We start from the raw sequence: 26,799 nt of genomic DNA on the forward strand, positions 1-26,799 counted from the left end.
CGACACGAAGGGCGGGTTCCGGGATCGCATCCCGGAACCCGCCCTCGAGTCGTGTCTGCGGGTCCTACTTCTCGTTGCCGATCGCGCCGTCGATGTTGTCGCGCACACCGTCGACATGCTGGTCGATGCTGTCGGGCGCCACTTTCTTGACGAACTCGGCGGCCGCGTCGAGAGCCTTGTCGCTCACGTCCTCGGCCTGGTCGCTCTTCAGCGCCTCGCCGATCTTGTCCTTGTTCTGCTCCAGGAACTGCTTGCCCTGGTTGACGAGGTCGTCGATGCCCATGTCTGCTCCTTCGCGGCCCCCCGTGGGCGCGTCGGACTCATTCTTGAGCCGGACCCCGATCTCCGTCAACAGCTCCGGCGTCATCACGACGCAGAAGAGGCCCGGCACCCTCGCGGGGCCGAGCCTCTTCCGTGATCTCAGATCGAGATTACTTCAGGATCTTCGTGACCGTGCCGGCGCCGACGGTGCGGCCACCCTCACGGATCGCGTAGCCGAGGCCCTCTTCCATGGCGATGGGCTGGATCAGCTCGACCGTCATGTCGGTGGTGTCGCCGGGCATGACCATCTCGGTGCCGTCGGGCAGCGTGATGACGCCGGTGACGTCCGTGGTGCGGAAGTAGAACTGCGGGCGGTAGTTCGTGAAGAACGGGTTGTGACGGCCGCCCTCCTCCTTGGACAGGATGTACGCCGTGCCCTCGAAGTTGGTGTGCGGGGTGACCGAACCGGGCTTCACGACGACCTGGCCGCGCTCGACGTCGTCACGCTTGGTGCCGCGCAGGAGCAGACCACAGTTCTCGCCGGCCCATGCCTCGTCGAGCTGCTTGTGGAACATCTCGATACCGGTGACGATCGTCTTCTGCGTCGGACGCAGACCCACGATCTCGACCTCGGAGTTGATCGCGAGGGTGCCGCGCTCGGCGCGACCCGTCACGACCGTGCCACGGCCGGTGATGGTGAAGACGTCCTCGACGGGCATGAGGAACGGCTTGTCCTTGTCACGCACGGGGTCGGGGATCGACTCGTCGACGGCTTCCATGAGCTCGACGATCTTCTCGGTCCACTCGGCGTCGCCCTCGAGAGCCTTCAGGCCCGAGACGCGGACGACGGGCGCGTTGTCGCCGTCGAAGTCCTGCGACGAGAGGAGCTCGCGGACCTCGAGCTCGACGAGCTCCAGGATCTCCTCGTCGTCGACCATGTCGGACTTGTTGAGCGCGACGAGCAGGTAGGGCACGCCGACCTGCTTGGCGAGCAGCACGTGCTCGCGCGTCTGCGCCATGGGACCGTCGGTCGCGGCGACCACGAGGATCGCGCCGTCCATCTGGGCGGCACCGGTGATCATGTTCTTGATGTAGTCGGCGTGACCCGGGGCGTCGACGTGAGCGTAGTGACGCTTGGGCGTCTCGTACTCGACGTGCGAGATGTTGATCGTGATGCCGCGCTGGCGCTCCTCGGGAGCGGAGTCGATCGACGCGAAGTCGCGCTGGACGTTGGTGGCCGACGGGTACTTGTCGGCGAGCACCTTCGAGATCGCTGCGGTGAGCGTGGTCTTGCCGTGGTCGACGTGACCGATCGTTCCGATGTTCACGTGCGGCTTGGTGCGCTCGAACTTGGCCTTAGCCACTGGGTCCTCCTCAGGACGTTCGTGTAGAGGGTCCGGTCGCTGGTTTGCGACCGGTTCTCTACGGGGATATCCCCACTTTAGTAGAGATGCTTCTTGTGAATCTGTGTGTCCCCCTCGCGGCGGCAGCGCCGCCGGGAACACCACTATGCAGTTGTAGGTCGGATGCCGGGATCGGGCGACCCCGGCATCCGGAGCATTACTCGCCCTTGACCTTCTGGACGATCTCGTCCGCGACGTTGCGCGGGACCTCGGCGTAGCTGTCGAACTCCATCGAGTAGACGGCGCGGCCGGAGGTCTTGGAGCGGAGGTCGCCGATGTAGCCGAACATCTCGGACAGCGGCACGTTGGCACGCACGACCTTGACGCCCGCGGCGTCCTCCATCGACTGGATCTGGCCACGACGCGAGTTCAGGTCGCCGATGACGTCGCCCATGTACTCCTCGGGGGTACGCACCTCGACCGACATGATCGGCTCGAGGATGACGGGGTTCGCCTTGCGTACGGCCTCCTTGAAGCCCATGGAGCCCGCGATCTTGAACGCCATCTCGGACGAGTCGACGTCGTGCGACGCGCCGTCCATGAGGATCGCCTTGACGCCCACCATGGGGTAGCCGGCGAGCACGCCGACGTTCATGGCGTCCTGGAAGCCCTGGTCGACGGGTCCGATGTACTCGCGCGGGATACGCCCACCCGAGACCTTGTTCTCGAACTCGTACGTCTTGTCGGCCGTGACCTCGAGGGGCTCGAGCGCGAACTGGATCTTCGCGAACTGTCCCGAACCACCGGTCTGCTTCTTGTGCGTGTAGTCGTGACGCTCGACGATCTTCTTGATCGTCTCGCGGTAGGCCACCTGCGGCTTGCCGACGTTGGCCTCGACCTTGAACTCGCGCTTCATGCGGTCCACGAGGATGTCGAGGTGCAGCTCGCCCATGCCCTTGATGACGGTCTGACCGGTCTCGGAGTTCTGCTCGACGCGGAACGTCGGGTCCTCCTCGGCGAGCTTCTGGATCGCGAGACCCAGCTTCTCCTGGTCGGCCTTGGTCTTCGGCTCGATGGCGACCTCGATGACCGGCTCGGGGAACGTCATCGACTCGAGGACGACCTGGTTCTGCGAGTCCGACAGGGTGTCCCCCGTCGTGGTGTCCTTGAGGCCGATGACGGCGTAGATGTGACCGGCGGTGACCGAATCGACCGGCATCTCCTTGTTGGCGTGCATCTGGAAGATCTTCCCGATGCGCTCCTTCTTGCCCTTGGTCGCGTTGACGACCTGGGCACCGGAGTCGAGGTGACCCGAGTAGACGCGGATGTAGGTCAGGCGACCGAAGAACGGGTGCGTCACGATCTTGAACGCGAGAGCCGCGAACGGCTCGTCACGATCGGCGTGACGCTCGATGATGATCTCTTCGTTCTTCGGGTCCTTCGCCTCGATGGCGGGGACGTCGAGCGGCGACGGGAGGTAGTCCACGACGGCGTCGAGCATCGGCTGCACGCCGCGGTTCTTGAACGCCGAGCCGCAGAGCACGGGGTAGAGCTCCGAGTTGATCGTGAGCTTGCGGATCGCGCCCTTGATCTCGGCCACCGTGAGGGGCTCGCCGCCGAAGTGCTTCTCGAGAAGCTCCTCATCGGACTCCGCGACCGTCTCGAGCAGGATCTCGCGGTACTCCGCGGCCTTCTCGGCGAGGTCGGCCGGGATCTCCTGGATCTCGTACTTGGCGCCCATGGTCACGTCGCCCTTGGCGTCGCCGGGCCAGACCAGCGCGCGCATCTCGACGAGGTCGACGACGCCGACGAAGTCGTTCTCGGCGCCGATGGGGAGCTGGATGACGAGCGGCTTGGCCTTCAGGCGGTTGACGATCGTGTCGACCGTGAAGTAGAAGTCCGCGCCGAGCTTGTCCATCTTGTTGACGAAGCAGATGCGGGGGACGTCGTACTTGTCGGCCTGACGCCAGACGGTCTCGGACTGGGGCTCGACGCCCTCCTTGCCGTCGAAGACGGCGACGGCGCCGTCGAGGACGCGCAGCGAGCGCTCGACCTCGACCGTGAAGTCCACGTGACCCGGGGTGTCGATGATGTTGATCTGGTTCTTGTCCCAGAAGCACGTCACAGCGGCGGAGGTGATCGTGATGCCGCGCTCCTGCTCCTGCTCCATCCAGTCGGTCGTGGCCGCACCGTCGTGGGTCTCGCCGATCTTGTGGTTGACGCCCGTGTAGAACAGGATGCGCTCGGTCGTCGTCGTCTTGCCGGCATCGATGTGCGCCATGATGCCGATGTTGCGGACCTTGTTGAGGTCGGTGAGCACTTCTTGTGCCACGAGGTGTCTTCCTTACGTGTGGTTCGGGATGTCGCGGTGTCGCCGGCCGGAGGGTTCGCCTCCGGCCGGCGATCGGTGCGCTGTTACCAGCGGTAGTGCGCGAAGGCGCGGTTCGACTCGGCCATCTTGTGGGTGTCTTCGCGGCGCTTGACCGCGGCACCCAGGCCGTTCGAGGCATCCAGGATCTCGTTCTGGAGGCGCTCGGTCATCGTCTTCTCACGACGACCCTTCGCGTAGCTCACGAGCCAGCGGAGGGCGAGCGTGTTGGCGCGGTGAGGCTTGACCTCGACCGGCACCTGGTAGGTCGAGCCGCCGACGCGGCGCGACTTGACCTCGAGGGTCGGACGCACGTTGTCGAGGGCCTTCTTGAGCGTGGCGACGGCATCCTGGCTGTTCTTTGCCTCGACGCCGCGGAGGGCGTTGTAGACGATCGACTCGGCGAGCGACTTCTTGCCGTCGACGAGGATCTTGTTCACCAGCTGGCTGACGATCGGAGCACCGTAGACCGGGTCGTTGACGACGGGGCGCTTCGGGGCGGGTCCCTTGCGAGGCATGTTGCTTAACCCTTCTTCGCGCCGTAGCGGCTGCGAGCCTGCTTACGGTTCTTGACGGCCTGGGTGTCCAGGGCGCCACGGACGATCTTGTAGCGGACACCGGGGAGGTCCTTCACGCGGCCGCCGCGGACGAGCACGAGCGAGTGCTCCTGCAGGTTGTGGCCCTCGCCGGGGATGTAGGCGGTGACCTCGGTGCCGTTGCGGAGCTTGACACGGGCGACCTTGCGCATCGCCGAGTTCGGCTTCTTGGGCGTGGTCGTGTAGACGCGGGTGCAGACGCCTGCCTGCTGCGGGTTCGACTTGAGCGCGGGCGCCTTGGTCTTGACGACCTTCGGCGAGCGCCCCTTGCGAACCAACTGCTGAATGGTTGGCACGTTCTCTCCTTGTTGTGCTGCACGGTGACAGCGTTCGTGTCTCCCCCGCGGCATCCGGATCTTTCGAACCATGACGCTGCGGGCTCACATGTACCCACCGGCACGGCATGATGATGCCGAGCAGTCGTGTGGTGGATATGCCGTGGGGGTGGCCTGTTCGCAGGCCCTTCCCTGAGATGCGTGGCTCTCGATCCGTCTCCGTGCCGAGGCACGGCGGACGGCACGCGAGCGCGCACACCCGATCAATGATACCCGTGATCCGGGGGCCGGGCAAACGCGGGGCGGCGTGCGCCTTCGATCCTCAAGCAGTCGTCAGGAGGATGACCAGCGCCGCGACCGAAACCGCGATGACGAGGGATGCCACGACGATCGCCACGACGATCCGGCGCCGCGCGCGACGGCGCCGCGCCGCCTCGATCTCGGCCGTGTCGACGGGCTTCTGCGGAGTGCGCGGCGCCGCCGCGGAACGGGGCACGACCGCGGCATCCACGACCCTCGGAGGGTAGACGGCCGGGCCGCTCTCGATCGGGGCCGGATCGGGAACGACGGCGTCGGCGTCGACAAGCGGCCCGCGGCGCGATGCCGACAGGACGGGCGCGGCATCCGGCTCGTCGTCTCCCGCCCACCCCGCTGCCGCGGCCGCAGCCTCGGCGCGGCGCTTCGACTCCCGCCGGACGACGACCGTCGAGCCGTCGTCCACCGGCGGATCCTCCTGCGGCGTGCTCGCCGAGCGGCGCCGCCGCACCGTCCGGGTGACGTCATCGAGGTCGTCGTCGCGCTCGGTGTCGCCCGTCGCGCCGTCCGGCGTCGTGGTCACTCTCCACCGCGGACGAGGCGGATCTCGGCGTCCCCGAGGAGGAAGCGGTCGCCGGCCTCGATCGCGACGCCCGGGACGACGTCGACGTCGCCGCGCTCGGTCGTGAAGACGATGCCGTTCGTCGAGTCGAGGTCGGTGATGAACCAGACGCGGTCGCGCATCTCGAGACGCGCGTGGGTCTTGGAGACCGTCGCGTCATCGATCGCGATGAGCTGCGCCTCGGGATGCCGGGGATCCGCGGCCGGTCGTCGCCCGAGCAGCAGCACCTCGCCCGTGATCGCGACGGGGCGTCCCGACGGCGGGATGAGCGACCACTCGGTCCGGCGCCGGCGGGTGACGACCGTCTCGTCGAGCGGCTCCTCGGGGATCTCGCGGCGACGGGTCTGCGCCGACACCGACGACCGGGCCGAGAGCGGACCGCCCGCGACGGGTGCTCCGACGATCGCCGAGACCGCACCCGAGGAGTCGGGGAAGTCGTCGGACTCGGGGAAGGGCGAGCGCGCGGGCGCCCACGGCTCGCGCGAGCGCGTGGGAGGCGTCGTCGTCGGCACGCGCGTGACCGGTGGCGCGGGAACGGCCGACATGGGCGACGGTGCCCCGGCGACCGCGCCGGTCACCTCGCCCGAGTACTCGACATCCGGCGAGAGCCCCAGCGCCGCCCATTCGTCCTTCGCCTCGGCGCGCGCCGCGGCACGGGTCGGCGGCACGAACGGCGACACGTCGTCCTCGTCGGCGTAGGGGACGGGCCGCGCGGGGGCGGGAAGCGGCGGCGGGCCCCATCCGCCCTCGGGCGGAGCAGCGGGCGAGGACGCTCTCGTGGTGAGCGGCCCCGCCGTCTCCTCGAGATCGTCGTCGAGTTGCGGGAAGGGCATCGAGCGAGCGGGCGAACCGCCCGGGATGCCGGGGGCGGGAGCCGTCGGCATGGGCGGCACGGGCGCCGAGATGTGCGTCTCGCGTCCGTACACGGGCCGGTCTGTCGGCGCGTAGAGACCACGGGGCGGGGCGTACGCCGTCGGCGCCGGCCCGGGCGGGGGTGCCGGCGGCGCTGCCGGCGCCCGTGCGGGCGCCTCGCGGCCCACCCAGCGCTCGGAGCCGAAACCCACGATCGATGCCCATACCGGCAGGAGGAGCGCCGCGAGCACCGTCATGCCGGAGCCGAAGCCGAACGCGTGACCGATGCGGTGGCACGCGATCGTCTGCAGGACCCACACGATGACGAGACCGACGCCCGGCAGCAGCGAGAGCAGCACGAGGAGGCCGGAGAATCCGCCGAGCTGCAGGAGCACGGCTTGGTTGAGGAACGGCACCCACGCCTTCCATTGCTGTTCACCCGACTTGCGGAAGACGGCGGCGAGCGCGAGCGCCGTCCACACGTACAGCACCGCGAAGCCGACGATCGACAGCAGCGTGATCGCAGCGGCGGTGGATGCGTCAACGGTCATGATGTTGGGCGCGCAGGTCGCGGAACCTGGCGCCGCCCCCTCTCGGTGAACAGCGTGCGGGAACCCGGTGCGGGTGCCAGCGGACGGATGATCGATCTCAACGATACGGTCGCGAGGACTCCTCGCCAGAACCCTCGCTCCCGGGTCAGCGTACGCCGTTGCGATTCCACGCGGCTCCAGTAGGCCTCGGCGTCGTCGTCCCCGAAGCCCGCGTCGGCGCCCGCGAAGGCGGCACGGTCCGCGAGTGCTGCGAGCGGTTCGCCCTCTGAGGTCGCGAAGACCGCGGCCAACTCGGCGCGGGTCGCGGCGTGCGGGATCTCGCGGCCGGCGTCTGTCGCGGCATCCACGTATTCCTCCCAGCCGCCGACGATCCGCTCAGCGGGCGTCGCTGCGCTGCGACGCGCACGCCGTCGCATGCGCTTCGCGATGACGACCGCCGCCACGGGGCCTGCCACCAGCAGCAGGACGAGCAGCGAAGCGGCCACGATGCGCAGCGTCGGTCCGAGCCACGCGAGATCCACACCGCTCGCATCGTCGCCGGGTTCGGGCGCCGCGGCGTCCTGCTGGACCGGGTCGGGCGGGAGGATCTCCTCGGGCGCATCGGGGCGGACGTCCGTGACGTTCTCGGGGTCGCGCTGCTCGATCACTTCGAGACTGGGCGCCTCCTCGTGCTGAGGTGTCGCATCGATGGGCACCCAGTCGCCGCCCGTCGAGAGCACCTCGGCCCACGCGGACATGTCCTGCGCGCGGCACGCGCCGTCGGGGCACACCGCGACATCCACGTCCCCGGACGCGAGCCGCGCGCCGACCACGACCCGCGACGGGAAGCCCAGTTCGCGGGCGATGAGGGCGACGGCGACGGCGAACTGCTCGTCATCGCCGATGCCCGCGACGTAGTTGCCGGATGCCTCGGCCCGCGGATCGGCCTCGCGCTCGAGCAGGCGGTCGAAGAGCGTCTCGATGCGTCCGAGCGAATGGCCGGATGCGCTCGGCTGCAGCGAGTAGGCGCCGAGCGACTCCGCCCAGCGGGGCGCGGCGGTCTGACCGGACTGCAGACCGTGGCTGAGATACCCGCGCTCGCGCAGGAGCGAGACGAGGGATGCGAGGGCCGCACCGTCTGCGCCGGTCTTGTGCCTCTCGACCCACGTGCGGAGACTCTGGGGTGCTGCGACCTCGGTGGCGGTGGCTCCGGGCGCTTCGATCGCCTCGAGCGACGGGGTCGCGGGCTCGACACCCGTCAGGCGCAGCACGTCGCCGCTCTCCAGGCCGCCTCCGGCCGTCTGCACTCCCGCCGAGGTCGCCGCGCTGTAGTAGAAGCCGTCGGCGAGCGCCGTGGCGCGGGGGCCCCCGAAGTCCACGCGCGCGAGCTGCCCTGCCGTCGGCATCCACAGTCCGTCCAGCGCGTCGATCGTGAGGGTGGCCTCGAAGGGCACGCCGTCACCGGCATCCAGCGCCGAGGGCACGCGCACGAAACGGCCCTCGTCGACGGCACCCGAGGATCCGGTGCGGAACACCTCGCCGTCGTACTCGGTGAGCGTCGCGAGGCGGATGCGATCGGGAAGGTCGTCGGCCGGATCGACGGAGAAGAGGACGTCGTCGACGCGACCGTCGGCGAACTGGGACCGGTACGCGGTGAGCGGGCTCACGGCCGACGAGAGATCGATCTCGGGGCCGAAGGCCGATCGCAGGACGTCGCGATCGGCGCCCTGCGCCGCGAAGGGGACGACCACGACCGCGGCGACGACCGCGATGGCGATCATGCCGCCGCCGAGCGCCGCTCGCCGGCGGTCCGCCAGCGACGGCCTGGTGGTGATGCGGACGCCGCTCGACACGGCTGCGCGCTGCAGTGCACGACGGCGGGCGTCGTGGGTCCGCCACGACAGCCACAGCAGAGTCGCGATGAGCCCGAGGACGCCGACGGCGGTCTCGACGGGCGCATGGAGCGTGAAGGGCCCGATCGAGGCCGGCGGACTGACGACCGTGCGTCCGAAGAAGAGACCGAACGACACCATGACGATCGAGACCGGCGCCGCCAGCACCGACCGGCCGTTGTCTCGCCAGGACACGATCAGCAGGACGCAGGTCCCGATCAGGAAGACGATGAGCGCGGGGACGAGGAGATTGCGATACGACCCGACGGGCAGATCGACCGTGACGAGGTCCTTCCACCCGAGGACGGCGCCGAGGAAGAGCTCTCCCAGTCCCCGGGCGAACTCGAGCGGGGAACCGAGTCGCGACGGCACCGCCAACGGCACGCCGAGGACGAGGAACGACCCGCCCAGGGCGGCGGCGACGCGCCACCCTCCCCACCCGCGCAACCGCGCCGCGGTCGCGATCGCGAAGGCGACGATGGTCGCGATGATGACGAGCAGCAGGAACGACGACGAGGCGTAGATCGGCCACGCGGCGACCGCCGACACCACGACGATCGCGAACGCGAACAGGGAACCCGCGACGATGCGGGAGGGGACCTGCCAGCGACGGCCGTTCCGGGCGCTCATGCCGTGACCCCCCGCAGCAGCAGGCCGGACAGGTCGTCGATGGTGCCGGCCGTCAGGACGGACAGCCCGGCGAATGCGCGCATGCGCGGGTGTGCGCGCTCGTCGCACACGACGGCGAGGACGGCGGTCTCGGCGGGGAAGGCGAGGGCCGCCTGCTGCAGGCGGGCGAGCGGCAGGCGCGAGCCGACGACGAGGACGGCGATCGACAGGCCCTGCTCCGACTCGGCGATGAGGCGGCACACCTCGACGATCGGCATGGTGTTCTCGAGGAGCTCGACGCCGCTGAAGCCGTCCAGCATCGGCCGCGAGGAGCCTGCCGGCAGGTGTCGGATCGTGCGCAGCCTGCCGCGCACGACGCGAGGGATCTCGGAGCCGGTGACGATCGCGACGTCGCGCGCGTCGCGGATCGCGCGCAGCCCGAGCGACGCCGCGCACGAGACGGCGAGCTCGAACTCGTCGGCGTCGAGGTACTCGTCCTCGGCGACGGCGAGGACGACGGCCATGCGCGAGCGGCGGGACTCCTCGTACTGGCGGACCATGAGCGTGCCGGTCTTCGCCGTCGACTTCCAGTGGATGTGGCGCCGTGAGTCGCCGGCGACGTACGGACGGATGGCGTGGAACGACATGTCGTCGTCGACCGTGCGGCGCGTGGAGCTGCCCTCGAGATCGCGGATGAGACCGGCGCTCGTGGAGGGGAGGGAGACCGTCCGCGGATGGACGTGGACCTCGTGCACGTCGTCGAACGCATGCTCGCGGCGCAGCAGCCCGACGGGGTCGCTGCGCACGGTCGTCGCCGGGCCGACCGTGATGATGCCGCGCCGCAGGGCCGGGATCTCGAGCGGCTGGGCGACGGTGTGCCCCGGGCGCAGCAGCGGCACTCCGAACTCGACGAGCCCCGCCCCGACAGGGATGTCGATGCGACCGGGGAGCGCCGTGCCCCGGCCGTGGTTGCGGACCACGACCTCGCCCGTCATGCCGTCGCCAGCCACGACGCGGCCGTGCTGGAGCGAGAGCGCGACGTCGTACGATCGCGCGCCGAACAGGAACGGGACGCTCGCGACGAGGAGGATCAGCGCGATGAAGCCGGCGACCATCCATTCGACCCACCCGAACACGATGCCGAGCGTCAGACCCGCGGTCGCCGCGAGGAGCACGAGCGACCCGGCGGGCCGTACCGTGCCCGCGATCCATCGAGCCGCGCGCGCAGCCGTCGACGCGACGGCGCGCCAGACCTCGGCTCCCGTGACGACGGCGCCGACGAGTCGACCGCTCGACACCGAGGTCGCGGTGACCGATGTCGCGTGCGTCCGGCCGTCGGTCCCCGTCGAGCTCGACGTGCGGGTGAGTCTGGTGTCGCTCAGGCTCATACGGCCTCGCGGCGGCTGGGCGGCACGATGTCCAGCAGGACCTGGCCGATGACGGCCTCCTGGGTGATCCCGTCGAACTCCGCTTCGGGATGCAGGATGAGCCGGTGCGAGAGCACCGCGACCGCGAGCGACTTGACATCGTCGGGCGTCGCGTACGTCCGCGCCTGCGATGCGGCGCGCGTGCGCGCGGCGCGCGTGAGGGCGAGGGCGCCTCGGATGCTGACGCCCAGTCGCACCTCGTCGGCCGAGCGCGTGGCATCGACGATCCGCGCGATGTAGTCCAGGACCAGCGCGTCGACGTAGACCTGGGCGGCGAGGTCCGCCATGCCCACGAGCGCCTCGGGAGTGATGACGGGCGACAGGTCCGCGGTCGCGACGGCTGCTCCGTCGAGGATGCGGACGGTCGCGGCGTGGTCGGGATAGCCCAGCGACGTGCGCATCATGAAGCGATCCAGCTGCGCTTCGGGCAGGCGGTACGTGCCCGCCTGCTCGACCGGGTTCTGGGTCGCGAGCACGAGGAACGGCACGCCGACCGCGCGCGAGACGCCGTCGATCGTGACGTGGCCCTCCTCCATGACCTCGAGCAGCGCCGACTGCGTCTTGGGGCTCGCGCGGTTGATCTCGTCCGCCAGCACGATGTTCGCGAAGATCGGGCCGCCGTGGAACTCGAAGACGCCCTCCTTCTGGTCGTAGACGCTGATGCCCGTGATGTCACCGGGCAGCAGGTCGGGGGTGAACTGGATGCGCGTGTTCGTGCCCCGCACCGACTGGGCGAGCGCACGGGCGAGTGACGTCTTGCCCGTTCCCGGGACGTCCTCGAGCAGCACGTGCCCGTCGCTCAGCATCGCGGTCAGCACGAGCTCGACGACCCGTCGCTTGCCCAGGACGGCGCGCTCGACGTTGTCCGCCATCTGCCCGAAGGTCTGGGAGAACCACGTGGCCTGCTCTTGCGTGATGGTCATTGCGCGGATCCTCGATCGTCGTGTCTGGCGGTCATGGGTTGGGCTCCACGATGGCAGGTGGACCGGGGTCGCAGACCGCCGCGAACTGGCTCGAGGCGGCCGAGAGCCCCCACGGCTGGTTCCAGCTCGCCGTCACCGAGATCCCTTCGACCCGCGTCGCCCCCGCCGGAACGGTCCACGTTCCCGGCTCATGGGGCAGCGGGACATCCCCCGCATAGTAGCGAAGGTCTGCGTTTCCGAAGACGATGGATGCTCCGTTGCCGGCGGCATCCGTCGACGAACTCCCCACCGGCGTCAGGGGCGAGCCGCCGACGCACGACGCGACCGACCAGCTCGCCTGCACCTGATACGGCGCGCTGCCCGATGCCGGCGTCACCGTCGCCCACTCCGTCGCGGTGCCCCACACGGAATGCACGTAGCGGACCCGGATACCGGGGTCGGTGCCGAAGACCGTGCTCGGGATGCCGCTGAACTCCGCCACGTTGCGGTTCGGTGGGCTCTCATCGGAGCGGGGCGCGGCGCGGATGACCCACTGCGCCCGACCATCGCCGACGTCGGGGGTCGCGTCCACGGCGAACGTGTAGCCCGTCGGCGGCTGGACGGACTGCTGGGCGCGCACCGTCTGCGTGACCGACGTGCTGCCGAACGACACTCCGCCGAGCGCGATGGACTCGACGCACATCGTGAACCCGTACTCCTCGCCGTCCTGCAGATTGCGGAACGTCGCGGTCTCGCCGTTCGTGCGCACCGTGCAGCGCTGATCGTCGCGGACGATCCCGAACCGCAGGGTCGAGCCCGTGCCGTTGAGCTGCGCCGACGCCGTCGCCGTCACGGTCGACCGGCCGCCGCCCGTCGACACCGACGAGAGCGTGAGCACCGGAGAGAGCGGCGCGCCGATGCCGTTCGCGGTCACGGTCACGGTCGGGCCCGCAGGGCTGCCGCCGACGACGGGCGGCGGATCGAACCGCGAGTAGGGCGTGACCGAGATGACGGACGGCGCGTTGCTGCCGACGTTGTAGGCCGGGACGTCGATGCGCGACTGCCCCGGGGGCAGCGCCACCTGCATCCGCTCCCCCGCCGGGCTCGTGATCTCGACGCTGCCCGTCTTCGCGGGGTCGAGTCCTTCGATCGCGAGCGAGACGACGCCGCCGACGCCCGAGGCCGTCACGACCGGCGCCGCCGTCACCGAGCGCGGTGGGGCGGGCGGGTCGTACGCCCACGCGGTCGTGCGCACGGACGCGCGGGACTCGCCCAGCGCGTTGACGGCGAACGCCTCGTAGACGCGCTTCTCGCCGTTGGGCGCCGTGAGCGCAGGGCAGACGCCCGCGGCCGTGCACCGGGCGACCTCGACGCCGTTGGTGCGGACCACGAACTCGGTGAGGGCGGGATACGCCAGACGCGCATCGCCCGGGTCGACCCGCAGAGTCAGCGTCTGGTCGCCGAACGCGGACTGCGCGATGCTCGCGGGCGCCTTCGGGAAACCGAGCAGATCCAGCGTCAGCGTGCCGTTGCGGTCCCCGTTCGTGCGGCGTCCCTGCGCATCTCTGAGCGAGAAGCTCGCGATGCAGGTCGCCCCCGGGGCATCCGGCGTCCACGAGGCCTCGACGGCCGACGCGGACAGCACGCGGAAGGTCACGCCGACGCACGAGCCGGCGTCGCTCACCGCGAAGAGCTCGAGCGGCGTGCCGGGCAGCGGGTTGACCTCGCCGGGCGCGCCGACGACGTCGATCACGCAGGAGCCGCCCGACGCCTGCGAGCACTGCTGCGACAGCACGCCTCCGCGCGCGAGCGTGGAGGGCGCGGCACCGACACGGAGGATGAGACGCACCGGAGCGACATCCGCATGGCTCGTCACCGAGACGAGGGCGACCTCGTCGGTTCCCGGCACCGCACGGTCACGGCCGGTCACCGTCACGATCGACCCGTCGCGGGTGACGTCGAAGGCCGTGCCGTCGTAGGCGAGGTCGTAGGCGATCTCGTCCCACCCGGTCCGGAGCTGCCACGTGGTCATCGACGTGAGATCGAACGTCGCCGTCTCTCCGGGTGCGACCGTGAGCGAGCCCGCGCGCAGCTCGGGCTGCGGGTCCAGAGCCCGGATCGTGATCGGCACGAAGAGCGTCGTCCAGTCGTCCTGCCCTGCGAGGCGCACGGCCACCCGGCAGGTGTCACCCCACGGCGCGCCCGACCCCGCGTCGTAGCGCACGACGCTGCCCGATTGGACGGTGCAGGTCGCGTTCTTGCGGGCACCCGACGTGGCGACGTCCGGGCCGACCTCGAGGCTGCTGCCCCGCGGACGTGCGACGAGACGGGCGAGGTCGAAGGTCGTCGACTGCAACTCCTCGACCGAGGGCGGAGTGAAGCCCGGCCGCAGGGCGAGCGTGAGGTCGTCGTCGCCCGGCACCCGCAGGAAGGCGTACGTCGTGACCTCGCCCGCGGCTCCGGTCCCGGTGACGACGAACGGGATGACGCGCGTCTTCGCCGTCAGCGACCCCTGGAGCTCCCAGCCGTCGGCCGTCACGTCGCCCGCCGGCGCCCATGTCTCGAGCGTGAGACCCGCGATGTCGCCGCCCGACCATGCCACCTTGCCCGTGAGCACGTCGACCCCGTCGGGGAAGTCCTCACGCGTCTCGGCCGTGAGGATCGTGTCGGCGACGACGGGGTAGTCGGGAACGCTCTCCCGCACGACCTTGACGACGATGAGTCCCCGCGCCGTGTTGCCGGAGCTCGATTCGACGTCGTAGAGGAACGCGAGCGTGCCCGGCGTCTCGCCCGCCGAGATCACGACGGTGCTGTCGTCCACCGCGACGAGGCGGTCGAGGAGGCGGTCGTACTCGGGGTTGGGCTCGCCGTCGACGAGGGTCGCCGGCGCATCGGGACGCACGCCGGTGACTTTCAGCGTGCCGCCGACGGGGTCGAGATCGTTCGAGATGGGGCTCACCCGGATCGTGTTGGTGGCCCCGGCCTGCACCTGCACGTAGTCGGTGTAGGTGATCGGACTCGGGTTGGACTGGGCGTCGAGGATGCCGATCCGCACCGTGCCCTGACCGGTCTCGCCGAACTCGTCGACGACGCGGTAGGTGAACGAGACGGGGCCCTTGTCGCCCGCGATGCTCGTATAGGTGATGGATGCCCCGTCCGCCGCGATCGTGGCCGAGCCGCGCTGCGGCTGCGCGACGATGCGGTCGAGGGTCACGACGTCGCCGTCGGGATCCATCCCGAACCCGTCGAACTCGATCGACGTGGACTGCCCGCTCAGCACCCGCCCCTCGAGCGTCTCGGGGAGAGGGGCCCGGTTCGCGTCGTCCGCGAGCACGGTGATGCGCACGAGAGCCGTGTCGGCGAGCAGAGGCGCGCCGGTCGTGAAGACGGAGTACTCGACGGTGTAGTCGCCGGGCTCGTCGGGTGCCAGATAGCGCACGAGATCGCCCGAGCCGAATGCGAGGGCGTCGCCCGTCGACGTCACCGACGACGGGTCGAGCGTCGGTCGCCCGCCCGAGGGCGAGATGTCGTTGGCGAGCACGGGGATGTCGACCTGGGCGCCCGCCCGCACCGCGACCGTGTCGTCGACGGCGATCGGCGCGAGCGCCGGCGCGACGGGAAGGAGGTAGACGGTCGCCTCCCCCTCGACGCTCGCCCCTTCGTCCTCGGTGCCGTCGCTGACGGTGTAGCGCACCGTGCCCAGGCGCCCCGGCGCGCCCGTGGCCGTCGTGCCCGAGACCCGCAGATGGTTCTGACCGACGGCATCCACCGACATCGTCGCGCCGGGATCCGCGATCGGCACGAGGTCGCTCAGCAGCAGCACGCGGTTCGTCGGGTTGGACACGGCGGTGAAGACGTCGATCGTGGCGTCCTCCTGCGGTCTGACGAACGCCACGACCGGCGCCGTCGTAAGCGCGGGCACGGCTCCCTCGGGGAGCACCGTGATGCGCACAGTCCCGCTCGCGTCGTCGGCGCCGTCGGTCAGCGTGAAGTCGACCCGATAGGTGCCGGAGCTGCGCGGCGAGAAATCGAAGCCGGTCGTGCCGCCGACGATCGTCGCGGACGCGGGGGCGTCATCGAGCACGCGCACGGACTCGAGCGAGAGCACACCCGTCGTGCCGGTCACGTGCGGCGCGACGTCGATCGTGGTGCCCGAGCCGAGCTCCTCGGTCACGGCGAAGGACTCCACGCTCAGCTGCGGCTGCGACGACACCCGCACGTTCAGCTGCTTCTGCGTCTGGGCCCCCCGTGTGTCGGCGACCGTGACCGCGATCTCGACGATGACGTCCCCGTCCTGGCCGTCGTCGCTGTGCTGGTAGACGACGTCGCCGGCGGGCGTCGCCACCGCGCTCCCGCCCCCCGAGACGATCGCCGCCGACAGGAGCAGCAGGGGGTCGCCGTCGGGGTCGACCCAGCCCGGGAGGACCGGGATGGTGACCGTGCCGTCGCGTGCGACCTCGGGCTCGGGCCATTCGAGGAGACAGTCCGCGACGCCGCACCACACCGGCGCGCGGTTGTCGGCTTCGGGGGCCACGGCGAGGGTGACCGTCGTCGGGGGCGAGACGAGGCCGCCTTCGCTCGTGCCGTCCGTCACCGCGTAGGAGAACGTCGCCGTGCCGCTCGCGCCCGGCGCGACGCGCACCGCGAGCCGTTGGCCGGAATCCGTGATCGACACGGTGCCGAACCCCGGATCGAGGCCCGAGACCGATGCGGGATCGATCGTCAGGACGTCTTCGTTCGGATCATGGTCGTTCATGAGGACGGGAAGGGATGCGAGGCTGCCCGCTCGCACGCCGAACGCGTCGGGCTCCGCGACGGGAGGCTTCGGGTCGAGCATGACGGGAAGCTGCTCTTCGCTGGTCTCGACCGCCGGCGCGATGTTGTCGTCGAGCGTCCAGTCCTGGCTGGACGGGACGAGGGCGCCGTCGGGGATCGTCCAGACCCAGCCCGATCGGGTCTCGTTCAGCACGACCGATTCTCCGTTCTCGACGAAGACGGGCCGGCGTTGACCGGTCAGGGTGCCGTCGCCGTAGTCGAGCGACTGCCCGATCCCTTCGCCGGGCCAGAACGTCCCGCCGCCGTCGCCCTGCCCGAGCCATGCCGCATAGACGAGACCGTCGTGGACCATGGGTCGCGCAGGTGTCCCCAGGACGACGTCGAGCCCGAAGGGCGTCGTGACCGCGGAGCCGTCGACCGGGACTTTGACCACCGAGCTCTCGTCGGCGAGATAGACGGCGTCGCCCGATGACTGGGCGTCCCCGACGACGACGGGGCCCGTGGTCGGAGTCGGCGCCGCGGCATCCGCCCCGGGGAGCCACACGTCGCCGTCGTCGGCGTCCACGACCGCCCACGCGTCGCCCGCCGCCGTGATGACGGGCGTCGCGAGGCCCTCGGCCGTCAGCGCGTCGCGCGCGCGGACGACGCCTCCGGCGATGTCGTACCGGATGACCGAGGAGTCCTGCCGCGAATACAGGAACAGGATGCCGCGATCATCGACCGCGATCGCGTCCGCGGTGTACTGCGGCTCGTCCTCGTCCTCGCCCGTCGGGTCGACCTGCGGGATGGTCTCGTCGGACAGACGACCGGCGAACACCGTCCCGGCATCGGTGAGATAGGCGACGTAGTCGTCGGCGGTCGCGACGTCGACGGTGCCGCCGGGCGTCGAGGTCGACGACTGGAGCGCCTCGGCATCGAGGTCGGCCGGCAGCGCCTCGTCGATCCTGGTCACCTTGCTCAGGCTGTCGCTGAACACGTAGGCGCCGGTCGGGGACTGCGCCACGAGATCCGGATTGCTGATGCTGCGGACGGTGTCGAGCTCGCCGACCGACGTGTTGACCCGCGCGTACCGCCGGCCGTCCGCCGTCTGGAGCGCCCACACCGCGGCATCCACATCGGGCGTCTCCTTGGCGTCGAGTCCCGGCCAGACGATGCTCGCCCCGACGACGAGCGCGGTCGCGGCCGCCGCCGCCACGATGCCGCCGATGACACTGCGGCGCATCAGAGCACTCCGGTCGCGAACAGCGCTGTGACGACGCCCGCGACGAGGGTCACGACGGCGGCGACGACGATCGCGATCGTCGCGGCGCTGCGCCCCCGCACACGCTGCGGTGAGGAGATGTCGGTGTCCTCATCGCGCGCGAGCGCGGCGACGCCCGTCCCGGGGCGCACCTTGCGCCTCGTCGCCTCCTCGAGGTGAGGTCGTGCGGGCCCGCGCAGGGCGTCATCGGTGAAGTCGACGGGATCGGATGCCGGTGCCCACTCCTCGCCCGGCACTTCGAGCGGCGTCGGCGAGATCCCCAACTCGCTCTGGACCTGCTGCAGCGCCTCGGCGAACTCCCGGGCGGACCCATAGCGACGCGAGGGGTCCCGGCTCATCGAGCGCGCGAGCACGGCCTGCAGCGAGGAGGGGACGTCGGTGCGGGGGATGTCGATGTAGGTCGCGCGCGCGATGCGGCGGCGCAGCTGCTCCTTCGTGTTCTGACCGCGCTCGCGACGCTCGAACGGGCTGTGGCCCGCGAGCAGCGAGTACACCGTGGCCCCGAGACTCCAGACCTCGCTCGCGATCGTGCCCGCCGTCTCCTCGGCGACGACCTCGGGTGCGCTCCACGGGATCGACATCGCGAGCACTTCATCGGCGGTCTTGCGCTGCAGCGACGACGAGATCCCGAAGTCCGCGAGCACCGGTGTGCCGAACGTCGTGATGAGGATGTTGCTGGGCTTCACGTCGCGGTGCACGAGCCCCGCGCGATGCGCCGACTCGAGGGCGCTCGCCATGCGCACGCCGATCGCGAGCACTTCGGGCACGGGGATCCGCTCGATCCGGTAGCGCCGCGAGAGCGAGCCCGGACAGTACTCCATGACGATGTACGGACGGCCGTCGGCCGAGATGCTCGCCTGGTAGACGGTGACGATCGCGGGATGCGCCGAGAGATGGGCGAGGACGTCGGCCTCGGCGTTGAACATCCGCCGCAGGTCTGGATCGCGGACGTCGCTCGGCAGCACCTTGACGGCGACGTTGCGCCGCGGCATGTCCTGCTCGTAGAGGAAGACGTCGGCGAATCCGCCGGATCCGAGCGGCCGGATGTAGGCGAGCCCCGGAAGAATGGGGGGCGCCGAAGGCAGACGTGTAGCCAACGATCCCTCCCCAGGGGCCTCAGCCGCCGGGATTCGGCGGGCTGCTCGAGCGTGGCACGCCCGAGTGCGCCCATGCTAACAAAGCGTGCCCCATATGGCTGGGTGTCGACTGTGGAGAACTGTGCCGAGATCCTCGTCAGGATGCGGGATCCGACGGGTCGAAGGGCACGTCCAGGGAGCGCGAGAGCTCTTCCAGCATCGCTTCGATCTGCGGCTCGACGAACTCGCCGACGGCCGCCTGGATCCGGAGCCGGTGATGCAGGAGCACCGTGCAGACCTCGCGGCCGACCATGTTGGCGTAATCGTCGGCGAGACCCACCTCCTGGCGCAGAGCCGCCTTCGCCTCCTCGGTCAGCGGCGGGAGCGCGGGCACGTCGGCGTCGGCCTCCTGCGCGAGCCCCGCGACGGTGAACAGGAACGGCGCTCCCGGCACGGGTTCGGGATCGAGCGGCAGGCCTTCGAACTCGGGATCCAGTCCCTCCGCGGGCCGGTAGCTGCGTGCCCGGTTGCGGGCTGCCTGATGATCGAGCTCGGCCTGCAGCATGGGCAGATTGAGCGCGGTGTAGTCGGCGACCGCGTGATCGACGATCGTCTTGATGCGCGTGGAGAGCCCGTGCTGCACGCCGTGGGGAACATCGGCGCCGAGTCCCGCGGCGGAGAGCACGGGCGAACCCAGGCATCGGCGGCACGGCGCGACGCGACCGCGGTGCGTGGCGGGCTCCCAGCGCGGCAACCAGGCGAGCCAGGCGTCCACCGCCTGGCTGACCTGCGTCTCGAGGGAACGCTCCACGGTCCCACGGTAGCCGCTCCCGCCCGGGATTCCGCGGTTCTCCGGGGGTTCATTCATCGTCGTCGCGCTCCCACGGCCAGCGCGGCCGGTCGGCGCGCGTGCGGACGAGGGCGATGCCGCCCCATCCCGCGACCGCCGCCGCCCCTGCCAGAACGGCTCCGAACCATGTCGTCGCGACGCGTCCGGCGATCGCGGCGGCCGTCACGATGCCCGCGCCGGCGCCGACGGCACCGATCCACAGCGTCGCGAGATAGACCAGGAACACCGCCGCCGTGATCCAGGCGACGGCCCAGAACGACGGCTGCGGCCGCCGCAGGGCGATCGCGAGAAGTGCGGCGAACGACACCGTCGCGACCGAGAGCGACAGGATGCCGGGAACCTGCCCGAGACCCCGCACCGCGATGACGTCCTCGCCGAGCGCGAGCGACAGCATCCCGAATCCGAAGATCACGAGCGTCGCGAACGCGACCGTCGCGAACGCGACGGCGACCGCAGGGCTGACGCGCGGCGCGCGGTCGTCCTCTGCGGAGGACACTACGCGCGGACGAGCTGCGGGCCTGCCTCGAGCGTGCGCTCGTACTCGCGCTGCGCCTCGACGTTGAGCTCGGTGACGCGCCTTCCGCGAGCCGCCGCCCACGCGCCGAACCAGATCGTCAGCTCGCGGCCGAAGACGAAGGCCGCGATCGCGAGAGGTGCGAGCAGCTGTCCTTCGACGAGCGTCTGGCCCTGCGATGCGGTCAGCGTCCAGAACGGCGCCTCGAAGAGCTGACCGAGGATGTGGCCGCCGTATGCGGCGACCCCCACGAGCAGGCCTGTCACGACCCACACGCCCCAGCGCCCGCGATTGATGATCGCCCCGAGCAGCCAGAAGGCGATGAAGAAGACGACGGTCGGAACCCACAGACCCCAGGTGCCCAGTGCCGTGAGCGCCGCGCTGCCGACGTTCTCCGCGGTGACGGTGCCCTGGATCGCGCCGAAGCCGAGCGCGGTCGCGAGGTACAGGACGGCGAAGCTGACGGCTGCGAGCAGGCCGATCGCTCCGGCGGCGGCGCGGTTGCCGCGCGGTCGCGGCGACTCGGGCGCCTGCACGAAGATCGGCGACGGGCCGGGGAGGATGGGGGCCGCCGCGACGACGGGGGCCTCGACGACCGGCTCGCTGGGAGTGACGACCGGATCGCTGGGCGTGACGACGGGCTCGTAGACGGTCGTCTCGGCCTCGGCGGCCGGCTCGTACGCGAGCGTGGCCGCTTCCGGGGAATCCCACGGGTCGGGCTCCTGCGCGACGGCGGGCTCCTTCACCACCACGTGCTCCTCGACGCGTGCGGCTTCGGCGTCCGCGAGTCCCTCCTGCGCACGGACGACGATGTCGTCGTCCACCGCGGTCGGCTCCTCGACGGGTTCGCCGTGGGACGAAGTGGGGTTGCTCATCGGACGGACTCCTCACGCGGGGCTGATCCCTGCAGAGCGAGAGTAACGCCCCGGTGGGCGTGCGCCGCGCAGGCGTGCCGCGGTTCGCCGCGCCCGTACGAAGGCGCTTCGCGGGCGCTGCGCGCCGCTAGGGTGTCCGCATGCCCTCGTCACGCCGCCTCGTGATCGTCGCCGTCATCGCGGCGGGCCTGGCCCTGACGGGCTGCGCCCCCGAGCCGTCGCCGTCGGCGGCACCCGAGGCATCCGCTTCCCCCGGCGCGGACCCGTCGCCGAGCGGTTCGTCGGATGCGACGCCGTCGCCCTCTCCTTCCGGCACGTCCTCGACGGTCGCGATGCCGACCGACTGCCGCGCGATCCTGACGGCGCCGGTGCTCGCCGAACTCGGCGAGACCCCGCTCAACGACCCGGCGTTCGGCGCGACCGGTGTGCAGCCGGACGGTTCGCTCATCTGCGTCTGGGGCGACCCGGCGGCCGACACGACGAATCTCGTGACGACCATCACGAGGATCTCGCGCGGTCCGGCGCTCGATCTGCTCAACGGCCTCGCGGACGACGAGGGCTTCACCTGCTACACGCCCGACGGCGGCACGCGCTGCGAGAAGACGTGGACGAACGACACCTACCCCGTCACCGACGGGCGCACCCTGTTCTGGCGGGACGACGTGCTCGTCGACACGCGGTTCTCGAACCTCGCGCCGTCGGGCTACACCGCCGCCATCGTCGAGTCCGTGTTCGGCTGACCCCTCGCATCCTCAGCCCAGCACGAATCCCGACACGCGCGACGCGAAGTCGTCGGGCGCCCAGCCCTTCGTGAACACGAACAGCCACAGCCCTCCGCGGAGGACGTGGTCCTCGATCCCGCCGTCGCGGGCGAGGGAGCAGTGCAGGATGCCCGAGTCCGACGTGCAGGTGAACCCGGCGCCCTCGAATCCCGCCTGCGCGACGGCCGCGGCATCCGCGTCCACGTCCGACAGCGTCGAGACGAGCGAGCCGCCGGCGGGGAAGGACCACGCGCACGAGAGGCGCACGGCGGGAGCGAGCGCCTCGACGACCGTCGTCGCGGTCGTCGAGGGCGGGCTCGTCGTCTGGGCGAGGAGCCCCTCGCCGCGCCACTGCAGCTCGGCCCAGACGTTCTCGGGATACAGGTCGCGGCAGTCGCGGACGGCGTCGAGATCCGCTACCGCCCGGGTCGGCTCCGCGACCGTGACGAGCGGTTCGGCGAGCGCGCGCTGAGCGGTCTGGCCCACCCAGGCCGCGGCGACCGGCATCATCGGCAGGGAGAACCACAGGAGCGCGCCGACGACTCCCGCGCAGATGAGTCCCGCGGGCACGGCGATCCACGAGTTGCGCCCTGGAATGCGTGCCATTTCCCCTCCCCCTCAACGGTAGGCAGGGGATGCCGCGACCCATCCTCGGCGCGCGGGGAACGACGAAGGCCCCTGGCTGTGAACCAGGGGCCTTCGTCGTGATGCTCAGATCAGTTGTACGACGTGAAGTCGCCGTCCGTCGAGAAGCTGTCGAAGTCGACGTAGCTCAGGTCGGCGTCCGAGAACGCACCGTCCGAGGCGAAGATGCGGTTGGGGTACCGCTCGCTCTTGGCCTCTTCCGTCGCCTCGACCGTGACGCCCCGATACTTCGAGAGTCCGGTTCCGGCGGGGATGAGCTTTCCGATGATGACGTTCTCCTTGAGGCCGACGAGCGGGTCGCTCTTGCCCTCCATGGCCGCCTGCGTGAGGACGCGGGTGGTCTCCTGGAACGACGCGGCCGACAGCCACGACTCCGTCGCGAGCGACGCCTTCGTGATACCCATCAGCTCGGGACGACCCGACGCGGGGCGCTTGCCCTCGGCCACGGTCTCGCGGTTGATGTTCTGGTAGCGCTTGAAGTCCACCAGCTCGCCCGGGAGCAGCGTCGTGTCGGCGTGGTCGACTACCGTGACCTTGCGCAGCATCTGGCGGACGATCACCTCGATGTGCTTGTCGTGGATCGGGACACCCTGCGAGCGGTACACGCCCTGGACGCCGTTCACGAGGTACTTCTGCACCTCGCGGGCACCCATGACACGCATGACCTCCTTGGGGTCGAGCGTGCCGACCTGCAGCTGCTGGCCGACCGTGACGTGCTGGCCGTCCTCGACCAGGAGCGTCGCGCGCTTGAGCACGGGGTAGACGTGCGGCTCGTCGCCGTTGTCGGGCGTGAGGATGATCTTCTTCGCACGGTCGGTCTCGTCGATCGTGATGCGTCCAGCGGACTCCGCGATCGGCGAGGCGCCCTTGGGCGTACGAGCCTCGAAGAGCTCCTGCACGCGGGGCAGACCCTGCGTGATGTCGTCGGCCGAGGCCGAACCACCCGTGTGGAAGGTGCGCATCGTCAGCTGCGTGCCGGGCTCGCCGATCGACTGGGCCGCGATGATGCCGACGGCCTCGCCGATGTCGACGATCTTGCCGGTCGCGAGCGAACGGCCGTAGCACTGCGCGCAGACGCCGACTGCCGACTCGCAGGTGAGGACGGAGCGGACCTTGATGGTCTCGACACCGGCATCCACCAGCTTGTTGATCAGGATGTCGCCCACGTCGTCGCCCGCGACCGCCAGAACCTCGCCCGAGGGCGACACGACCTGGTCGGCGAGGGTACGCGCGAACACCGAGTTCTCGACGTTGGCGTCCTTCACGAGCGCACCGTCGGCACCGGCCGCGGCGATCGTGAACTCGAGGCCCTTCGACGTTCCGCAGTCCTCCTCGCGGATGATGACATCCTGCGAGACGTCCACGAGACGACGCGTGAGGTAACCCGAGTCGGCCGTACGGAGGGCCGTGTCGGCCAGACCCTTGCGGGCACCGTGCGTCGCGATGAAGTACTCCGCCACCGACAGACCCTCGCGGTACGAGGAGATGATCGGACGCGGGATGATCTCACCCTTGGGGTTGTTCACCAGGCCGCGCATACCCGCGATGTTGCGGATCTGCAGCCAGTTGCCACGAGCACCCGACGACACCATGCGGTTGATGGTGTTGTCCGCCGGGAAGTTGTCGCGCATGGCCTTCTGGACGGCGTCGGTCGCCTCGGTCCAGATCTTGATGAGCTCCTGACGACGCTCGGCGTCGGTCGTGAGGCCCTTCTCGAACTGCGACTGGACCTTCGCGGCCTGCTTCTCGTAGCCCGCGACGATCTCGCCCTTGTTCGGGGGCGTGAGGATGTCGGACAGCGCCACCGTGACACCCGAGCGGGTGGCCCAGTAGAAGCCGGCGTCCTTGATCCGGTCGAGCGATGCTGCGACCTCGACCTTGGGGTACTCCTCGGCGAGCTTGTTGACGATCTGCGACAGCTTGCCCTTGTCTGCCTGCTCGCGCACGAACGGGTAGCCCTTGGGCAGGGTGTCGTTGAAGATCGCCTGGCCGAGCGAGGCATCCACCAGTCCGTGACGCTCGTAGCCCTCGGGGGCTTCGCCCTCGAGGAACGTCAGACCGGGGACGCGGATGCGAACCTTGGCCTGCAGGTCGAGGGTGCCCTCGTCCTTGGCCAGGATCGCCTCGCCGACCGAGCCGAACACGCGACCCTCGCCCGCGGCGCCCTCCTTGACCGTGGTCAGGTGGTGGAGGCCGATGATCATGTCCTGCGACGGCAGGGTGACCGGGCGACCGTCCGACGGCTTGAGGATGTTGTTCGACGCGAGCATCAGGATGCGCGCCTCGGCCTGGGCCTCGACCGACAGCGGAAGGTGCACAGCCATCTGGTCACCGTCGAAGTCGGCGTTGAACGCCGCGCAGACGAGCGGGTGGAGCTGGATGGCCTTGCCCTCGACGAGCTGCGGCTCGAACGCCTGGATGCCCAGACGGTGGAGCGTCGGCGCGCGGTTGAGCAGCACGGGACGCTCGCGGATGATCTCCTCGAGCACGTCCCAGACCTCGGGACGCGTGCGCTCGACGGCGCGCTTGGCCGCCTTGATGTTCTGCGAGTGACCGAGGTCGATCAGGCGCTTGATGACGAACGGCTTGAACAGCTCGAGCGCCATCTGCTTGGGCAGACCGCACTGGTGGAGCTTGAGCTGCGGGCCGACGATGATGACCGAACGGCCCGAGTAGTCCACGCGCTTGCCGAGCAGGTTCTGACGGAACCGGCCCTGCTTGCCCTTGAGCATGTCGGACAGCGACTTGAGCGCACGGTTGCCCGTGCCCGTCACGGGGCGACCACGGCGGCCGTTGTCGAACAGCGCGTCGACGGCCTCCTGCAGCATGCGCTTCTCGTTGTTGACGATGATCTCGGGAGCACCGAGGTCGATCAGGCGACGGAGGCGGTTGTTGCGGTTGATCACGCGACGGTAGAGGTCATTGAGGTCGGAGGTCGCGAAGCGGCCACCGTCGAGCTGCACCATGGGGCGGAGCTCCGGCGGGATCACCGGAACGACGTCGAGGACCATGGATGCCGGGCTCATGCCCGTCTGCAGGAACGAGTTGACGACCTTCAGGCGCTTGATCGCACGGATCTTGCGCTGGCCCTTGCCCTCCGAGATCTGCAGGTGCAGGTTCTCGGACTCGGCGGCCAGGTCGAACGCCTCGAGGCGACGCTTGATCGACTCCGCGCCCATGTGGGCCTCGAAGTACTGACCGAAGCGGTCCTGCAGCTCGTGAAAGATCTCGTCTTCGCCCTTGAGCTGGCCGACCTCGAGCGTGCGGAAGTCCTCCCACACCTTCTCGAGACGGATGATCTGGTCGTCTGCACCCTTGCGGATGAGCGCCATCTCCTTCTCGGCGGCGTCCTTGACCTTCTTCTTCTGGTCGGCCTTGGCGCCTTCCTCCTCGAGGGCGGCGAGCTCCTCCTCCAGCTTCTGGAGGCGGGCCGCGACCTTCGCGTCACGACGGTCGCCGAGCGTCTTCAGCTCGAGACGGATGTTGTTCTCCTGCGTCGGCAGGTCGCGCCGGCGCGCCTCCGCGTCGACCGAGATCACCATGTAGGCGGCGAAGTAGATGACCTTCTCGAGGTCCTTCGGCGCCATGTCGAGCAGGTAGCCCAAGCGCGAGGGCACGCCCTTGAAGTACCAGATGTGCGTGACGGGCGCGGCGAGCTCGATGTGGCCCATGCGCTCGCGACGGACCGAGGACTTGGTGACCTCGACGCCGCAGCGCTCGCAGACGATGCCCTTGAAGCGCACGCGCTTGTACTTGCCGCACGCGCACTCCCAGTCACGCGACGGTCCGAAGATCTGCTCTCCGAAGAGGCCGTCCTTCTCGGGCTTGAGCGTGCGGTAGTTGATCGTCTCGGGCTTCTTGACCTCGCCGTACGACCAACGACGGATGTCGTCGGCAGTGGCCAGGCCGATGCGGAGCTGGTCGAAAGTTGTTGATTCGAGCACTAGTTCAGTTCTCCTGTGTAAGAAATCGACCGGGTCAGATCTCGTCGATGGACGAGGACTCGAAGCGGCTGGAGATGTTGATGCCGAGCTCTTCCGCAGCGCGGAAGGCGTCGTCGTCGGTGTCACGGAGGTTGACCGGCGTGCCGTCGGCCGAGAGGACCTCGA

The 26,799-nt window shown here is 70.0% G+C and carries 18 protein-coding genes; 1 reads left to right on the forward strand and 17 read right to left on the reverse strand.

Going from position 1 to position 26,799, the window contains the following annotated elements:
• Positions 1–64: 64 nt before the first annotated feature.
• The 15 genes from ACTIFV_RS05800 to ACTIFV_RS05870 all read right to left on the reverse strand — a co-directional run bounded on the left by ACTIFV_RS05800 (position 65) and on the right by ACTIFV_RS05870 (position 21,284).
• Positions 65–283, reverse strand: a complete 219-nt coding sequence (locus ACTIFV_RS05800; protein WP_439591813.1) for an Rv0909 family putative TA system antitoxin — start codon at positions 281–283, stop codon at positions 65–67.
• A 148-nt stretch (positions 284–431) separates the two neighbouring features.
• Positions 432–1,625, reverse strand: a complete 1,194-nt coding sequence (gene tuf, locus ACTIFV_RS05805; RefSeq protein ID WP_248148492.1) for an elongation factor Tu — start codon at positions 1,623–1,625, stop codon at positions 432–434.
• A gap of 196 nt (positions 1,626–1,821) precedes the next feature.
• A complete protein-coding gene (fusA, locus tag ACTIFV_RS05810; RefSeq protein WP_439591814.1) occupies positions 1,822–3,936 on the reverse strand; it encodes an elongation factor G in 2,115 nt (704 codons plus the stop codon).
• Between the two features lie 83 nt (positions 3,937–4,019).
• Positions 4,020–4,490, reverse strand: a complete 471-nt coding sequence (gene rpsG, locus ACTIFV_RS05815) for a 30S ribosomal protein S7 (protein ID WP_439591815.1) — start codon at positions 4,488–4,490, stop codon at positions 4,020–4,022.
• A gap of 5 nt (positions 4,491–4,495) precedes the next feature.
• Entirely contained in the window at positions 4,496–4,864 is a 369-nt protein-coding gene (rpsL, locus tag ACTIFV_RS05820; protein WP_257495790.1) for a 30S ribosomal protein S12, read from the reverse strand.
• Between the two features lie 301 nt (positions 4,865–5,165).
• Positions 5,166–5,681 (reverse strand): hypothetical protein, encoded by a 516-nt coding sequence (locus tag ACTIFV_RS05825; protein WP_439591816.1) that lies wholly within the window; start codon positions 5,679–5,681, stop codon positions 5,166–5,168.
• On the reverse strand, positions 5,678–7,123 hold the full coding sequence (locus tag ACTIFV_RS05830) for a DUF5684 domain-containing protein (RefSeq protein ID WP_439591817.1): 1,446 nt from the start codon (positions 7,121–7,123) through the stop codon (positions 5,678–5,680). The genes ACTIFV_RS05825 and ACTIFV_RS05830 overlap by 4 nt, the downstream gene beginning before the upstream one ends.
• Entirely contained in the window at positions 7,120–9,624 is a 2,505-nt protein-coding gene (locus tag ACTIFV_RS05835; protein WP_439591818.1) for a transglutaminase domain-containing protein, read from the reverse strand. Before ACTIFV_RS05835 ends, ACTIFV_RS05830 begins: the two co-directional genes overlap by 4 nt.
• Positions 9,621–10,991 (reverse strand): DUF58 domain-containing protein, encoded by a 1,371-nt coding sequence (locus tag ACTIFV_RS05840; RefSeq protein ID WP_439591819.1) that lies wholly within the window; start codon positions 10,989–10,991, stop codon positions 9,621–9,623. Before ACTIFV_RS05840 ends, ACTIFV_RS05835 begins: the two co-directional genes overlap by 4 nt.
• Positions 10,988–11,953, reverse strand: a complete 966-nt coding sequence (locus ACTIFV_RS05845; protein ID WP_439591820.1) for an AAA family ATPase — start codon at positions 11,951–11,953, stop codon at positions 10,988–10,990. The genes ACTIFV_RS05840 and ACTIFV_RS05845 overlap by 4 nt, the downstream gene beginning before the upstream one ends.
• Positions 11,954–11,984: 31 nt before the next feature.
• Entirely contained in the window at positions 11,985–17,930 is a 5,946-nt protein-coding gene (locus ACTIFV_RS05850) for an Ig-like domain-containing protein (protein WP_439591821.1), read from the reverse strand.
• Positions 17,930–19,066, reverse strand: coding sequence for a serine/threonine-protein kinase (locus ACTIFV_RS05855; RefSeq protein ID WP_439591822.1), 1,137 nt, complete (start codon positions 19,064–19,066; stop codon positions 17,930–17,932). The genes ACTIFV_RS05850 and ACTIFV_RS05855 overlap by 1 nt, the downstream gene beginning before the upstream one ends.
• Positions 19,067–19,202: 136 nt before the next feature.
• Positions 19,203–19,856, reverse strand: coding sequence for a spermidine/putrescine ABC transporter substrate-binding protein (locus tag ACTIFV_RS05860; RefSeq protein WP_439591823.1), 654 nt, complete (start codon positions 19,854–19,856; stop codon positions 19,203–19,205).
• A gap of 49 nt (positions 19,857–19,905) precedes the next feature.
• Positions 19,906–20,391 (reverse strand): hypothetical protein, encoded by a 486-nt coding sequence (locus ACTIFV_RS05865; RefSeq protein WP_439591824.1) that lies wholly within the window; start codon positions 20,389–20,391, stop codon positions 19,906–19,908.
• Positions 20,391–21,284 carry an ABC transporter gene (locus ACTIFV_RS05870; RefSeq protein WP_439591825.1) on the reverse strand — a complete coding sequence of 298 codons (894 nt, stop codon included), beginning with the start codon at positions 21,282–21,284 and terminating at the stop codon, positions 20,391–20,393. Before ACTIFV_RS05870 ends, ACTIFV_RS05865 begins: the two co-directional genes overlap by 1 nt.
• Positions 21,285–21,424: 140 nt before the next feature.
• Here ACTIFV_RS05870 and ACTIFV_RS05875 point away from each other — a divergent pair, with 140 nt between their 5' ends.
• Complete coding sequence (locus tag ACTIFV_RS05875) at positions 21,425–22,024, forward strand: hypothetical protein (protein ID WP_439591826.1); 600 nt, start codon at positions 21,425–21,427, stop codon at positions 22,022–22,024.
• 12 nt (positions 22,025–22,036) lie between these two features.
• Here ACTIFV_RS05875 and ACTIFV_RS05880 read toward each other — a convergent pair whose 3' ends face one another.
• Positions 22,037–22,651 (reverse strand): hypothetical protein, encoded by a 615-nt coding sequence (locus tag ACTIFV_RS05880; protein WP_439591827.1) that lies wholly within the window; start codon positions 22,649–22,651, stop codon positions 22,037–22,039.
• Between the two features lie 110 nt (positions 22,652–22,761).
• A complete protein-coding gene (gene rpoC / locus ACTIFV_RS05885; protein WP_439591828.1) occupies positions 22,762–26,634 on the reverse strand; it encodes a DNA-directed RNA polymerase subunit beta' in 3,873 nt (1,290 codons plus the stop codon).
• Positions 26,635–26,799: the final 165 nt, after the last annotated feature.

The sequence above is a fragment of the Microbacterium sp. genome, assembly GCF_051860965.1.
GTDB lineage: Bacteria > Actinomycetota > Actinomycetes > Actinomycetales > Microbacteriaceae > Microbacterium.